Annotated in this window: 11 protein-coding genes; 3 read left to right on the forward strand and 8 right to left on the reverse strand. The window is 67.1% G+C overall.

Going from position 1 to position 14,975, the window contains the following annotated elements:
• Positions 1-15: 15 nt before the first annotated feature.
• The 3 genes from MC380_RS04555 to MC380_RS04565 all read left to right on the forward strand — a co-directional run bounded on the left by MC380_RS04555 (position 16) and on the right by MC380_RS04565 (position 5,628).
• Positions 16-1,320: a hypothetical protein gene (locus MC380_RS04555; protein WP_242103830.1), complete on the forward strand. Its 1,305-nt coding sequence runs from the start codon at positions 16-18 to the stop codon at positions 1,318-1,320.
• Positions 1,321-1,363: 43 nt separating this feature from the next.
• Positions 1,364-3,181, forward strand: a complete 1,818-nt coding sequence (locus MC380_RS04560) for a hypothetical protein (RefSeq protein ID WP_242103829.1) — start codon at positions 1,364-1,366, stop codon at positions 3,179-3,181.
• Positions 3,182-3,465: 284 nt separating this feature from the next.
• Positions 3,466-5,628: a heparinase II/III family protein gene (locus MC380_RS04565; protein WP_242163277.1), complete on the forward strand. Its 2,163-nt coding sequence runs from the start codon at positions 3,466-3,468 to the stop codon at positions 5,626-5,628.
• 12 nt (positions 5,629-5,640) lie between these two features.
• On the opposite strand, the gene MC380_RS04570 is transcribed toward MC380_RS04565, so the two are convergent.
• The 8 genes from MC380_RS04570 to MC380_RS04605 form a co-directional block, all read right to left on the reverse strand.
• Positions 5,641-6,441, reverse strand: coding sequence for a glycosyltransferase family 2 protein (locus MC380_RS04570; RefSeq protein WP_277929479.1), 801 nt, complete (start codon positions 6,439-6,441; stop codon positions 5,641-5,643).
• Positions 6,438-7,640 carry a hypothetical protein gene (locus tag MC380_RS04575; RefSeq protein WP_242103826.1) on the reverse strand — a complete coding sequence of 401 codons (1,203 nt, stop codon included), beginning with the start codon at positions 7,638-7,640 and terminating at the stop codon, positions 6,438-6,440. Before MC380_RS04575 ends, MC380_RS04570 begins: the two co-directional genes overlap by 4 nt.
• Positions 7,637-8,308 carry a polysaccharide deacetylase family protein gene (locus MC380_RS04580; RefSeq protein WP_242103825.1) on the reverse strand — a complete coding sequence of 224 codons (672 nt, stop codon included), beginning with the start codon at positions 8,306-8,308 and terminating at the stop codon, positions 7,637-7,639. The genes MC380_RS04575 and MC380_RS04580 overlap by 4 nt, the downstream gene beginning before the upstream one ends.
• A gap of 121 nt (positions 8,309-8,429) precedes the next feature.
• Complete coding sequence (locus MC380_RS04585) at positions 8,430-9,536, reverse strand: glycosyltransferase (protein WP_242103824.1); 1,107 nt, start codon at positions 9,534-9,536, stop codon at positions 8,430-8,432.
• Positions 9,533-10,882, reverse strand: a complete 1,350-nt coding sequence (locus MC380_RS04590; protein ID WP_242163279.1) for a phenylacetate--CoA ligase family protein — start codon at positions 10,880-10,882, stop codon at positions 9,533-9,535. Before MC380_RS04590 ends, MC380_RS04585 begins: the two co-directional genes overlap by 4 nt.
• Positions 10,879-12,435 carry an oligosaccharide flippase family protein gene (locus MC380_RS04595; protein WP_242163281.1) on the reverse strand — a complete coding sequence of 519 codons (1,557 nt, stop codon included), beginning with the start codon at positions 12,433-12,435 and terminating at the stop codon, positions 10,879-10,881. The genes MC380_RS04590 and MC380_RS04595 overlap by 4 nt, the downstream gene beginning before the upstream one ends.
• On the reverse strand, positions 12,432-13,772 hold the full coding sequence (locus MC380_RS04600; protein ID WP_242103821.1) for an O-antigen ligase family protein: 1,341 nt from the start codon (positions 13,770-13,772) through the stop codon (positions 12,432-12,434). Before MC380_RS04600 ends, MC380_RS04595 begins: the two co-directional genes overlap by 4 nt.
• Positions 13,773-13,781: 9 nt before the next feature.
• Positions 13,782-14,867: a polysaccharide deacetylase family protein gene (locus MC380_RS04605; RefSeq protein WP_242163283.1), complete on the reverse strand. Its 1,086-nt coding sequence runs from the start codon at positions 14,865-14,867 to the stop codon at positions 13,782-13,784.
• Between the last annotated feature and the right edge of the window lie 108 nt (positions 14,868-14,975).

Raw genomic sequence — 14,975 nt, forward strand, 5'->3', positions numbered from 1 at the left:
GGCCGGGGAATTCGCATGGCAACCAGGTTTCTCGGTGCGACGCTGCTTTCCTCCGCGCTTCTGGCATGCCTGCCGGGCACGGCGCAGGCCTTCAGGGTCGACTACAACATCGACTTCGGGATCGAACGCAACGACAACCTGCTGCTGACGCCGGACGACGAGGTCGAGACCACGATCCTGCGGCCCGGCTTCGGGTTCACGATGACCCAGGAGTCCTCGACCTGGCAGGCCGAATTCACAGGGCGCGGCGAATATCTGGACTACCGCGACGACCGGTTCGACGACACCTTCGAAGGAGTGCTTACCGGCCGGCTCAACTGGGTGATCGTGCCCGAACGGCTGAGCTTCACCGTCGAGGACGATCTGAGCATACAACCGGTGGACACCCTGCTTCCGGATACGCCCGGGAACCGTCAGGAAGTCAACGTGTTCGCAGCCGGACCCACGCTGCTGTTCGACCTCGGGCAGACCCTGCGTGGCGCGGCGGAACTGCGCTACATCAACAGCGATGCCGAGATCACCGACGAGTTCAATTCGAGCCGGGTCAACCTGGCCCTGCGTGCGATCAAGGAACTCAGCCCGACATCAGACGTCTCGGCCAACCTGCAGATGCAGCGGGTCGACTTCGAGCGCGACCTCGTCGCCCGCGACTACGATCGCAACGACCTGTTCGCACGCTACACACGCAGGATGGCGTCGACCGAGTTCGCGATCGATGCCGGCATCTCCAGGATCGAGTATCGCGACGGCGGCGGCAGCCGCTCGGAGCCGCTGCTGCGGGTCGAGGGCACCTGGCATTCGGGCGAGCGCCATCACATCACCCTGCGGGCATCGAGCCAGTTCTCCGATACCGCGAGCGATGCGCTGGCCGGCATCGATCCGACCAGTGTCGTTCCCGGCAGCATCCCCATCGGCGAGGCCGTGGTGAACGCATCGCCGTACGAGGAGCGCGGCCTGGACCTGCAGTACCGGTTCACGAGCCCGCGGGTGACGGCGATCTTCGCGCCCTACTACAACCGCCTGCGCTACGTCGACACCGACGAGTTCGACCAGAACACCTACGGCGCACGCGGCGACGTGAGCTGGCAGCTGCGACCCAGGCTTGATGCCGGCGTGTACGGCGCGATCGGACGCGTCTCCTACCTGCGCACGGATCGCGAGGACGAAACCCGGGAGATCGGCGCCTACGCCAGCTACGACTGGACACGACATCTGAGCACGCGGTTGAGCGTGCTGCGCCATGAACGCGACATTTCCGTCGCCGGCGAGGATGCCAGGCAGAACATCATCCTGCTGACGTTCCGCTACCAGAACCGTTGAAGCGGCGCGCATGTGTCGCCCCGCGACCAAGGAATGCACGCCCATGCCGACCTGTGCCCTGCTCCTGTCCGCCCTGCTTGCTTCCGGATGCGGCGCAAGCCAGCCTCCGCAGCCCACCGTCGTCGCACCCCAGGAGCAACCGCCTGCGCCGGCGGCAGACCAGACCCAGCCCGAACCCGCCGGTGCGACCGATAGTGCGCCGGTGGCGGCTGGCATCGCGCTCGACCTGGACTATGTGGACCGCAAATCGCCTGCATTCGGAAGATTCAAGCGCTGGGTCGACGCGGCGGTGGGCGGCAATCCGGGATACGCGTTCGCCGCCGGCGACGCGGCCATCCTTTACCGGCTGACCCAGAAGCAGGCGTACTGCGATCTCGCGGTGCGGATGGTCGAGCAGCAGGTTTCCGAAGCCGAGGCCGCCATCGCGGGCGGCGGCAAGCCGCCGATCTCCGGTGACTCCTATCTGGAGGTCGGCCCGCGCGTCGCCGACCTGTCCCTGGCGCTGGACACCTGCAAGGAACAGATCGATGCCAGCCAGCGCAAGCGCTGGTCGGATTACGCCGAGCAGGCGGTCTGGAACGTCTGGAACCACGGATCCGCAAAATGGGGCGACAAGCCGCATCCCTGGACCGGCTGGTCGGTCGACAACCCCGGCAACAATTACTACTACAGCTTCGTGGAAGCGACCATGTACTGGGCGCTGGCCAGCGGCAGCAGCAAGTGGATGGCCTTCCTCCGGGACAAGAAGCTTCCGCCGCTGCAGGCCTATTACAAGAAGCTGTCCGGCGGCGGCAGCCTGGAAGGCACCGGCTACGGCGCGGCGCACATGCGCCTGTTCTCGCTGTACCGGCTCTGGCGCGATGCCACGGGACAGGACCTGGCCAATGCCAACCCCCATGTCAGCGACAGCATCGCCTACTGGGTGCATGCGACGGTGCCAACGCTGGACCGGTTCGCGCCGATCGGCGACCAGTCGCGCAACTCTGTGCCCGAGCTCTACGACTACCACCGCAGGCTGGTGCTGGAAGCGAGGCAACTGACCCGCGATCCCGCGCGCCAGGCGATGGCGTCGTGGTGGCTCAACAACATCTCGCTGCGCGAAATGAGCGGCTTCAATTCCCTCTACGACCTGCTGCCTGCCGGCAAGGGCGATGAGCCGCCGACCGCGCTGTTCCATCACGCGGAGGGCGTTGGCCATCTCTTCGCCCGCAGCGGCTGGGATCGCGATGCCATGTGGCTCGCGGTGGTCGCCGGTCCCTACAACGAAAGCCATGCGCACCAGGAACAGGGCGGGTTCACCCTGTTCGCGCGCGACTGGCTTGCGGTGAGCGAGAACATCTGGAGCCACAGCGGCATCCAGCAGGGTACCGAAACCAACAACGTGCTGCGCTTCGAACGCAGCGCGCCGATCAGCGGCCAATGCATGGCCCCGGCGAACGATCGCATCGTGCACCAGTGCGAGCAGCCCGGCAGCCGCGCGCGCATGACGGTGGAGCAGCAGTCGGGGGGCGGTCTCGCGATCGATGCCGACCTCACCGGTGCCTACGCGGGGAATCCTGCGGTCAAGGAGTGGCGCAGGCGCTTCGAGTTCGGTGGGCGCAAGCTGCGGGTCACCGACCGCTTTTTGCTCGGGCCGGATACCAAGGCATTCTTCCAGGTCAATGTGCCGGTCGAACCCCGGATCCAGGGCAGCGAGGCCGTCGCGGGCAAGCTTCGGATTCGCGTGCTCGAGCCTGCCGGCGCGGTGCTTACCGCGCACGAGTGGAGCACGGTCGATGGCCAGGAATTCCGCAGGGGCTGGCGGGTCGATGCCGCCGGCGGCCAGACGGGATACGTGGTCGAACTGAGCGAAACCGATTAGGGCCTGTTAACGCTATCCGGGCGCCATCACCATCCGTCGACTAGTCCCGAACCACCCTGCGCCGTTGGCAGTCGCGCGGGTTTGAAGTTATCCTGCGCGCGGTCCGCGGCGACTCAGACGACGAGCCGACGGGCAAGATCTTTGGATCGTGATGCGCCGTGTCGCTGCGCCTGGAGGCGTGGACACGCAGGGGGCGCGGACCACCGCTGGCAGGACGCCCCTTGGACTGCAGGCGCCCGTGGATGACCCCTTCCTTTTCCAGTTCCCCGCACCGAATCAAGCGTTTGCGAACGCGGCTGGCCGCTGCCATCCCGATCGCGATCGTATTGGCCCTCGGGCTGGTGGCCACTTCGGTCCGGCCGGCCGCGCCGTCGGATCCCGAAGAAGCCGTGCGCGCCCAGCCGGGGCCGGTCGCAGCATCGGCCATCGGCGCACCGGTGCGCACCGACTCCGCGCAGGGGACGATGCCACTCCAGCCGGTGGCCGCGATGATCGACGCCATGCCTGCGCGACGTCCGCACGGCGATCGGGTGCGCGCTGTGGCGACGCTTCAGGCGTTCGCTGCGCTGTCGAAGGCGTCCAACCCTTATCTTCTTGCCGATGCACGTCTTCTGGCACGCGGATTGCGTGCGACGGCCGACCGGCTGCGTCCGCAGCGCTACCTGACCCCCTTGGCCTGGGTCCGTAGCCGCGCGACACCGGCATCCGCTCCCTCCGATGCGATCCCGCCAGAGGTCACGCCGCGTTCCGATGAAGCGGGCATTTCCGCCGAGCCCTCCTCGCGCCGCAGCCTGGTGCGGCTGAACCTGGACCTGTCCGGCGTCAACCGGTCGTCGACGGCTTACACGCGCTTCAAGTCCTGGGTCGACAGCGCCGTCAACGGAAGCCCGGGCTACGACTTCCATGCGGCCGACGCGGCCATCATGTTCCTGCTCACCCGCGAGGTGCGTTACTGCACGCTCGGCGTGAATCTGGTCGAAGCCCAGGTGGCGGCAGCGGAAGCCGATATCGGTGGCGGCGGCGTGCCCGATGTGGCGGGGGATTCCTACCTCGAGGTCGGTCCGATGATCGCGGACCTGTCGACCGTGTATCAGACCTGCAGCGCCCACATGACGTCCGCACAGCGCCAGCGCTGGGCCAGTTACGCGGAACAGGCGGTGTGGAACGTCTGGAATCCCGACCGTGCCGTCTGGGGCGGACGCTCGTCTCCCTGGAGCGGTTGGTCGATCGACAACCCGGGCAACAACTATCACTACAGCTTCATCGAAGCGACGATGTCATGGGCCCTGGCCTCGGGCAGCGCGTCTTGGTTCGACTTGCTGTCCAGGAACAAGCTCCCCGCGATGCAGGCCTATTACGCCAAGATCCCCGGCGGAGGCAGTCTGGAAGGCACCGGATACGGCACCGCGCAGAAGCGGCTGTTCGACATCTATGGCCTGTGGCGCAAGTCCACGGGGCAGGATGCCTCGTCCTCGAATACGCATGCGCGCAAGACCATCGATTACTGGGTTCACGCCACGGTTCCGAGCATGGACAGGTTCGCCCCGCTCGGCGACCAATCGCGCAACTCGGTGCCGGAACTCTACGACTATCACCGGCACCTGGTGCTCGCTGCGCGTTATCTCACCATGGATGCGGAGGCCCGTTCGATCGCCAGCTGGTGGCTCCGCAGCATTTCGGTGCCGCAGATGGGCCAGGGCGCCAATCTGCGTTACGACCTGCTGTTGCCGGCTGGCAGCGGCGGTGCGCCGCCGACCGCGCGGTACTACGCGGCCCAGGGCACCGGGCACGTGTTCGCCCGCAGCGGCTGGGATACCAATGCGATGTGGATGTCCTTCGTCGCCGGCCCCTACAACGAAAGCCATGCCCACCAGGAGCAGGGAGGCTTCACCCTGTTCTCGCGCGGGGACTGGCTGGCGGTGACCGAGAACATCTGGAGCCATAGCGGCATCCAGCAGGGCACGGAAACGCATAACGTGCTGCGGTTCGAGCGCAGCAATCCCGGCGCCTCACAGTGCGCCGCGCCTTCCGGCGATCGCATCGTGCACCAGTGCGAGCCGACGACATCGACCGCGACCGTCACGCCCGGCGCCAATGGCGCGTTGACCATCACCGCCAACCTGACGCCGGCGTATCGCGGGAATCCGGCCTTGGTCAGTTGGCGGCGGCGTGTGGACTTCGCGGGGCGCAAGCTCACCGTGCTCGACAACTTCGCGCTCGGAAGCGGCACGACCGCATACTTCCAGGTGAACGTGCCGGTGCAGCCCACGATCGTCGACGCCAGGACGGTGCGCGCCGGTGGGCTGCGCATCCGCGTACTGCAGCCGGCCAACCCGCAGATCCGGCTGGTGAACTGGACCACGGTCGATGGCGATTTCAACCGCGGCTGGCGCGTCGATGTCGGCGGCAGCGCGTCTGTGTACCAGGTCGAGTTGACCGAGATCTGAACTGCCTGGCGCCTACTGGCGTTTGAGAATGGCGTTGCCCGCGTAGTGCGCGAAGTACCAGCCTGAGGCGACAGCGCCCAGACGCTCGACGTCGCGGTAGATCCGCCACTGCCAGCGCGCGGCCCTGAGCTTGTTGCCGGACAGCGATCCGTCGCGAACCAGGTAATCCGCGACCGGCGAGGGGTCGGGCAGCCGCAGGGCTTCGCCTGCCTTGCGCACCATCCGCAGCCAGAAGACATAGTCTTCGTGTCCGATCCGCTCGAAACGCGCGTCACCCAGGGTGCGGTCGTACATCCCGGTCAGGTTGCCGATGCGGTTGCTCTTGAGCATGTCCGCGTAGCCGATCCTGGCCGGCGGCCGCACGATCGACAGGGTGCGGCCGCAATCGTCCACGCGCCGGTAGGCGGCGTAGCTGATCTTCGCTCCGGTGGACTGCAGATGTCTCAGCTGGCGGGCGAGCTTGTAGGGGTGCCAGGTGTCGTCGCTGTCGAGGAACGAGATGAAGGCGCCGCTGGCCGCTTCGATGCCCGCATTGCGCGCCGCGGCAACGCCCTGGTTGCTGCGCTGACGCACCGGCAACACGCGCGGATCGCACTGGGCCGCCTGCTCGATCAACGACCAGGTCGCGTCGCGCGAACAGTCGTCGACCACGACCAGTTCGAGGTCGCCGTGCGATTGGGACAGCACAGAAGCCATGGACCGGACGATCGTGGCGGCGGCGTTATAGGCCGGCATGATGACGCTGACCCGCCCCGCCGTACCGGGTTGGCTGGTCTGCCCAGGCAGTGCGGGGCTCGAGGGCGAAGGCCTCATGAGGCTTCCCGCAGCACGACATCCTGTGGCTGCCACGAGGAGCGCGGACGCGGCAGGACGTAGTCGCGATAGGCGTCCGGGTTGCCCTGCTCCCCCGCTTCGGCCGCCTTGATGATGTTGTAGACCTCGCGCGCCGTCACGTAGTGCAGCACATGACGTTCGCCGTCGTTGTAGTTGCGTTCGAGGTGTGCGTGCATCGCATCGGTGGCGCTACCCAGCAGCGTATCCATGTCGCCTTCCTGGGTGCCGTGGGTGTGGATCTTGACGAAGATCCAGTCCGGACGCCCCTGCACATGCACCGCGGTACGGACCCAGGCGTCCACCCGCGCGGGCGTGGGCGGGCAGCCCGCGCGCACATCCGCGTTCTCGATGCGCGGGAGCACGCCCCGGCGCCGCTCGCGCCAGTTCAGACCGAGCGGCCCCTGCACGATCATGAGGTCGCCGCTGGCTTCTCCTCCGACCCGCACTGGAACGCCTCGATCGTGCGACTTGGGTGCATGAGGGTCGTCCGTGGCGTAGTAGATTGAATTGATGGTGCTGGTCTGGGTTTCGCTGGGAGCCGATGGGAGGGTGAAATCGGCATAGCAACCGAGTTCCCGCAGCAGCACGAGTTCATTGTCGATGCCGCACCAGCGGCCATCGGCACGCGAGTTGTCCAGGCACCAGTTGCCATGGATGAACCCGAAGCGCAGCCGGTCGTCGCCCGCGGCGCGGGACAGGGCGCCGTGGCGCTCGTGCAGGATCCGGCAAAAGCGCGTGATCGATTGCCTGAAGTTGGCCTCGGTGTCGTTGTCGTGGTGCAGGTGCACTTCGATTTCGCCATAGCCACCGGCGCAAAGCGCGGCGAGTTTGTCGAGATGCTCTTCCGCGTATTCCTCTTCCGGATAGAAGAAGGTGTGCTGGGGAGGCCGGCCGTCCGCATCGCTGTGCCGGGCGGCGAGTGCCCGGTAGTCGTGGCACCAGCGGTCGACCCGGGCGCGCTGCGTCGCAAGATCTGCGCCTTTCCACATCGGCTCGAAATGGTCGACGAAGCAGAACATCACATGCACCGGTCCAGCGACCTTCTCCGGGCTGCGCCGGCGCAGGTAGTCGAAGATCCAGATATGCATGTTGCGCGAGCGCAGCAGTGCCCAGACCGCAGTCACCCCTGCGACGACGAGCAGCAACAGGCCGCCCAACAGCCAGCCGGCGACGCTCACGCCCTGCCCCGTCTGGCCGATGCGTCCGGTGAGGCGCCGCCGGCCCGGTCGTCACGTCCGCGCCGGACCGGCAGTGGCTCGAAGCCGTATCCGGCGGCTTTCCACTCCGGGATCATCACCCGCAGCAGCTCAAGCGAATGCGCGCTGTCGTCGTGCATCAGAACCACCTCGCCCGCCTGTACCGGCCGGGAGCGCACGCCGGCGATGAGATCGGCCGGAGCACGCTGGGTATAGTCCAGGCTGTCGTAGGACCAGTAGGCGACCCGGCGCCCGCGCCGCAGGCAGTCGATCATCAGCCCTATAGGCGTCGCGCCGCGTGGCGGGCGGAAGTCGTGGCAGTCGCGGCCATCGAGGGACTGCAGCAGGCGGTCGGTGCGATCGATTTCTTCCAGCTGCCGCGCCTGCGTGATCCGGTCGAAATGCGGATGGCTCCAGGAATGGTTGCCGAGCCCGTGTCCTTCCCGCACAAGGCGGCTGGCGATATCCGGATGGCGTTCGGCATGCTCACCGATCAGGAAGAAGGTCGCGCGCGCATCGTGCTCCGCGAGGAGGTCGAGGAGCCTGGGCGTATGTTCGGGGTGCGGGCCGTCGTCGAAGGTCAGGTACAGCACCTGTCGGTTCGCCGGGCCTGTGGTCAGGACCCATCGTTCCGGCAGCCAGCGCAACACGCGCAGTTTGCGCGGACGCGGGTTGGCGCCTCCGAGCGCTTCGCCTGGCGGTCGGTGACCTGATTCTAGGTGTGCCGCAGGATGCGTCGCCATGCCGATGAGAACGCGAAACGCCGCCAGATCAGGCCGCCGCGCCGTACACACGGCCGTAGCGTGCCGCCATGACCTTCAGCGAGCCCTCCGCTTCGACCCAGGCCCGTGCGTGTCGTCCCATCGCTGCCGATGCGCGCGTGTCGCGCAGCAGTTCGACCAGCGCTGCGGAAAACGCACCAGCATCGCGCACGGGCACCAGGCGCCCGTTCTTGCCGTCGCGCACGATCTCGCCGTTGCCGCCGGCATCGGTGGCCACGATCGGCACTCCAGCCGCGCAGGCCTCGAGCAATGCGATCGAGTACCCCTCGCTCCACGAGGACAACGCGAACACATCGAGCCCGGACAGCAGATCCGCCACATCGCTCCGGTCGCCCAGAAACCGCACACGCTCCGGGATCCCCAATGAGCTGGCCAGAGCCACAAGATCGGCCCGCAACGGCCCATCGCCCACGATCGCCAGCACTACGTCGGGCACCTCGCGAACCGTGCGCGCAAAGGCCTGCAGCAACATCGCCTGGTCCTTGACCGGAGTGAGCCGGCCCACCGTGCCCACGATCCGGGTGCCGGGAGCGATGCGGAGCTCTTCCGCAAGCGCGTGACGCCGCGCGTCGGACGCCGCAGCGAAGCTGCCCACGCGGATGCCGTTGGGAACCACCAGCAGTTCCCCGCGCGGACGCACGCCCTGGGCCAGGAAACCGCGGCGCGCAGCTTCGCAGACGGCGACGACCGCATCGGTCCGGCCGAGCGAGCGACGGTAGAACCACTCGCGCCGGCTGCGCGGATCCGCCATCCCCATGCCGTGGCGGGTATTGACGATGCGTTTCAGCGGCAGGCCGATCGCGGCCGCCATGGCGTGGTAGTGCGCGGCCGCATTATGGGTGTGCAATACCTCGGGAGCGCCTGCGCGCAGTTGCCTGCGCAGGTCCGAGAGCGCGGCCATGGTGCGTCCGCTACGCTTGCCGCAGGCTTGCACCGGGATTCCCTTCGATTCGAGCTCAGCGGCGAGCAGGCCGCATTCGAACAGGCAGGCGACGCGGACGGCATGCCCCGCCTGGTGCTGCGTCATTGCAAGATCGACGACGACGCGCTCCAGCCCGCCGCGTCCGAGCGTCTCGACGACATGGTGAATCTTCATGCGAAGGACGAGTCCAGTTCGCTGACGGTGACCCGATGCTTGCCGGTTGCGGTCAGCGGTATCTCGTCGGTGTAGGCGAAGGCCAGCGTCGTGGCCGGGCCGAGCGCCTTTTGCAGCACGTCGCGCGCGTGTTCCACCGAATCCGCGTCGAAGTCGTCGTCGCGCACGATGCTCACCTCGACCCGATCGAGCGTGCGCTGCACCGCCTGGTAGCGGCGCACCCCCTTCGCTCCGAGGAATGCGTACACCACGTGCTCGCCCGGAACGAACCGGCCATCGGCACTGCGCAGCGCATCCAGCTTGCGCCCTTCTATGCCGCCCAACAGCGGCAGGCCGCGCCCGCAGGCGCAGCGGCCCTGCCCTGTTCGCGCGAGATCGCCGTTGAGGTATCGCAACAGCGGCATGCCGTAGTTGTGCAGGTCGGTCACGATCAGCTCGTGCGGCCCGTCGTCGCTGCCATCGACGCTGGCGCCCAGTTCGACCAGCAGGTGATCGGAGGTCGTGTGCAGGCCTTGGTGCTCGCACTCGGCGGCGATCAGCATGAATTCCCGGCAGCCGTAAGTGTCGAAGACCGGGCATCCGAACACGCGCTCGATCAGCTGGCGCTGGGGCGCATGCAATGCTTCGGCCGCGGTCAGCACGCGCTCCGGCGCTGGCAACTGGCGTCCGTGTTCCAGCAGCCACTCGGCCATGCGCACCAGCGGGGCGACGTAGCCCACCACGGTCTGCGGCCGGAAGCGCGCGAACGTGTCGGCGTACGGCCCCATCGTCTGCTCGTTCATGTCGAACGCGTTGAGCATGCGGCGGTTGTAGGCCAGGTGATACAGCCGATCCTTGCGGGTCGGACGTTCCGGCAAACCCCACAGGTAGAGCGTCCGCTGACCCATCCTGGCGCCGGCCCAGCCGTAGCCGCGGTGCATCACCGCCACCCGACGTTCGTAGCTTTCGCGCGTGTAGCCGAAGCGCAGCGGCTCGCCGGTGGAGCCGCCGGTGGTTTTGTACAGCATGCGCTCGCGATGGGCAGGAGCGATCAGCTGGTCGAAATGCGCCCGGATCTCCGGTTTGGTCAGCGGCGGCAACCGCGCGTAGTCGGCCCGGGTGCGCACATCCTGCGGTCCCGCGACGCCGAGCGGTCGCCACTTGGCCTGGTAATACGGCACGTGGTGCCAGCAGTACTCGATCAGCTGCTGCAGCTTGCTCCATTGCAGCGCTTCGAGCTGTTCGGGCGCGAGCCACTGGTTGCGTTCGTACTCGCGCAGATAGGTCAGTGTCCGCCGTCGTCTCAGCCCGCTTTCGTACGCCGGAAACAGCAGGTGCCGGAACGCGAGTTCGTAGGCGCCGCTCACGGCAGCACCTCGCTGCTGGCGCGATGATGCGCCCAGGCCAGGAGCCTCGCCCCCACGCGCGGCCGGCCGGCGGACCAGCGCTGGTGGATCTGTTGCAGGTGCTCGATGTCGCCCCGGCTCCAGCATCCCAGCAGCAGGGTAAAGGCGATGTAGGCCAGGCCGAGCAGAACCCCGCCGACTGCCAGGCGCGCGATCGGGACCAGCTGCCACTGCAGGGGAAACACCACCGCCGCGGCAAGCGAAGCGGCCAGCACGATGCGCGACAGCCGGATCCATTCGGGGGATCTGCCGCTGCTGCGGATCGCAAGGACGCCGATTGCGATCGACTGTACCGCGCACACCAGCACGAACGCCGCCACTGCGCCGCGCAGTCCTGCGAGATGGATCAGGCTCCAGTCAAGACCCAGCTTCAGCACGCCGCAACCGATCACCACGAGCAGCACGGTGCGCTGGCGATCGGCGCTGATCAGCAGGCTGGACGCCCCATGGGTCATCGCGGTCATGACGGTTCCCACCAGACACAGCGCGAGCGCCGGGCCTGCTTCCAGATACTCGTGCCCGTACAGCACCTGCACCAGGGTGGTCGAGAACACGACGCCGAACGCCAGCAGCGGAATCGCCAGCAGCGCCAGGTAGGTGGTGGACGCCACGAACTTGCGCCCGGCCGCCTCCCTGCCCTGGGTCAGGGCATTGGCCATCATCGGCAGCAGCAGCGCCCCGAACACGCCGGGCACCAGGGTCGCTGCGCCGTACGCCAGCTGGTACGCCACCTTGAACTGTCCGGCGCCATGCTCGTCGTCGTACAGATTGAGGAACAGCACCTCCGCCTCGCTGCCGACGATGAAGCCCACCGCCACGGTCAGCGCGCTATAGAGCATATGGTGACGCACGCGCTTGGCGAGCTCCGGCGACATGGCGGCTCCCGGCACCGCCGCCGGAAGCAGTGGAGCCAGCTGCCGACGTGAAAACGCGTAGAAAACGATGCTCGAGACGAAGAACACGCCCAGCTGCCAGTACACGGACAGGTCCAGCCACGACACCAGCAGTACCAGCGCCAGGTTGGTCGGCGCCGCGACCAGCGCGACCATGGCGTTGGCGCGGAAGTTCTCGAAGCCCTTCGCTGTGCCGACATTGAACATGTAGCCGGCGCGCAGTGGAATGGTCGCCACCAGGAAGCCGAGCACCATCCATGTATCCAGGCTTGGCGCGACCTCGTGCCCTGCAAACACCAGCAGCAACGCGGAGGCGACGAGCACCACCAGCAGGAACTTGCGCTGGGCCCCTCGCAGGTAGGCCAGGAGCGGTGCGATCTGGTCGTCCCGCCCGGCCCCGCGCTGCTCGGCGATGAACTTGATCGCCGCGCTGGCGGTGCCGGCGTTGGAGATCGCGGTGCCCATCGCCATCAACCAGATGACGCCGCTGTAGGCACCGAACAGGTGCGGCCCCAGATGGCGCGCGATCACGATCGAGGTCAGCATGCCGAGCGCGAACTCGGTGTACAGGCCGATCGACGAAAACATCGCGTTGCGCAAAGTGTGGGCGCGAGTACTCACAGGGCCATCGCCAGCAGGACCTTGACCATGATGTACAGACCGACCGCGCCGCCCACCGCCCAGATCGGCCAGCGGATCAGGTCGTGCTGCAGGTTGAACGCGGGCAAACCCGGATTGCGCTGGCGCATGCCCGTGTAATGCGCAACCACCAGCGCGGCCAGCAGGTACAGGATCACCAGATAACTGCGGCTGAGAAAGAACGCCGCGGTAAAGAAGCCACACAGGGACAGCAGCAGCGTCAACGCGGTGTCTCGGTCCGCGTACCACGCTTCGACCACGGCCGGATCCGGGCCCGCCATCGCGCCGGGGTCCGCGTTCTCCTCCGCAGATTCCAGGTCGGCGCCAGCCAGCAGCTCCTCGGGCGGTTCACGGATCGCGACCAGCATCATCCGGAAGCAATATCCAATGAACGCGATCCAGAGCGCAAAACCGATGATGCCGGTTTCGGCGAGCACAAGCACGAAGGAATTGTGCGCAGTGAGCGGATTGATATCGGTATACATGTCCGCGCCCACGCCCAGCACCGGATTCTGGCGGAACATCTGCATGCCTTCGTACCAGGAATCGACCCGCCCGGCCGCGGAAGCTTCCGAAACGTCCAGCTCCTGCATGCGCGAGGACGGCAGTGCCATCAGACCCGCCAGCGCGATCGCGCCGAGCACGCCCGCCGTGATCAGTCCGCGCCGCCACCAGACGTAGATCCCCAGCACCACCAGCGTCGCCAGCAGCGTGCCGCGCGAATCGGTCAGATAGATCCCGTAAAGCAGGATTCCACCCGCCGCCAGCCAGAACAGCCTGGCGAATCCGAACAGCCCCCCGCGCATGGCCAGGTAGACCGCCATCGGCAGGCACATCACGAACAGCAGGCCCAGATCGTTCGGATCGTTGAAGATGCCCACGTACTGGATGCGGGTCTCCTGGGACATGCCGATGCCGGTCCAGCCGACGCCCAGCTGGGACTGTTCGATGCCATGCAGCGCCAGTACCGTCGCGCACACGGTGAACATCCCCATGATGATCCGGACCCTGCGGGGCGAATCCGCTGCGTTGGCCAGGACCACGAACGCAAGCACCGTTGGCGCGAACTTGCTCATCTGGTCCAGAGCGCCGCCGAACCATCCATTGGCGACGTTCGACAGCATCAGCACGATGAAGAACAGCAGCAGCAGCAGGTACTGCGGCGCATCGAAGCGCTTGCGTCCGGACAGCAGCCAGAACAGCGCCGCCACGATCAGGGCGATCGGCAACAGCGGCACGCCGATGCTGTCGACCAGCGCCGGATAGTCCTGCGGGCGGATCAGCACGAGCGCCAGGTAGCCGATCATGGCAAGGAACATGGTTCGGCCTCAGCGGTTCCGGTACCGGGAGCGGTAGCTGAACGCTTCCGGCAGCGCCATCATCGCCTCGAACCAGGAGGCGTCCATCTGGCGTTCGATCGGCAGCCTGCGCATGTCGTAGCGCGTGGCAGAAGTGGCTGCATCGGTTCCCGCACGATAGCTGCACGCCAGGCGATACCCCGCCTGGCGGGTGGCGCGCATGACGTCCTCGTCGTAGGCATCCGGACCGCCCACGGGGTAGGAGATCACGTCGACCCGCTCCCCCAGCTCGCGTTCGAGCGCCTCCCGCGAGCCGGCCACCTCGCGCCGCATCTCGGCCGGCGGGAGCTTGGCGAGCATGCGGTGCCCGATCCCATGGGAGCCGATCTCCATGCCGCCACGTTGCATCTCCCGCAGATCGGCCCAGGACATCGGCCGGCAGAGGGGGTGGCCCTGCGTGCGCGGCAGCTGCCATTCGCGCTCGAGCCGGGCAATCAACGCTTCCTGCGCGACCGCGTCGAGCGTCTTGATCCGGTCCAGCGCCGTGCGTGCGATCGCCCGTCGCCCTGCCAGGTCCTGCGGCAGAGGCATGTGCAGGCCGAGTTCGGGAACTTCCAGTCGTTCGACCCCTGTCGAGCACAGCATGTGCACCAGCCAGTCGTAGGCATACGGCATGCCGGAGCCGATATGGTCGGTGCACACGAAGAACATCGCCGACAGGCCCAGTTCGCTCAGGATCGGAAACGCGATGCGATGATTGTCGTCGTAGCCGTCATCGAAGCTCACCAGCAGGGCGCGTGGTGGCGGCCTGCGGCCACGGTCGAGGCAATCGGCCAGTTCATCGAACCGCATCGGCTGGAAGCGCCGCTTGGCCAGCTTCATCTGCTCCCGAAAGGCATCGGCGGATGCGCTGATCAGGTCCACGTCGAAACTGAAGCCCTCTGGGTCCGCCGAATCGAGCACCCGGTGGTAGGCGAGGATGCGCACATCCTCGCGGAACAGCCCGCGCAGACGCCCGGCCAGAGGCAGCAGTCCGCTGCGCCGGCACAGGCGCGCAAGCCGTGGCCGGCGGCCGGAAGCGGCCACATCCGCGCTGGACCATCCCGAACGTGTCATTGCGATGCGGAGCTTCTGCGAACCGTCCCTGATATGCCCTAACGCGAATCGATACGCGATCCGGCCGCGCTTGCGCGCAGGCTCGCGACGCGTTCCACTGTTGCCGGG

The sequence above is a fragment of the Lysobacter sp. M15 genome, assembly GCF_022662515.1.
Taxonomy (GTDB): Bacteria; Pseudomonadota; Gammaproteobacteria; order Xanthomonadales; family Xanthomonadaceae; genus JAKPBU01.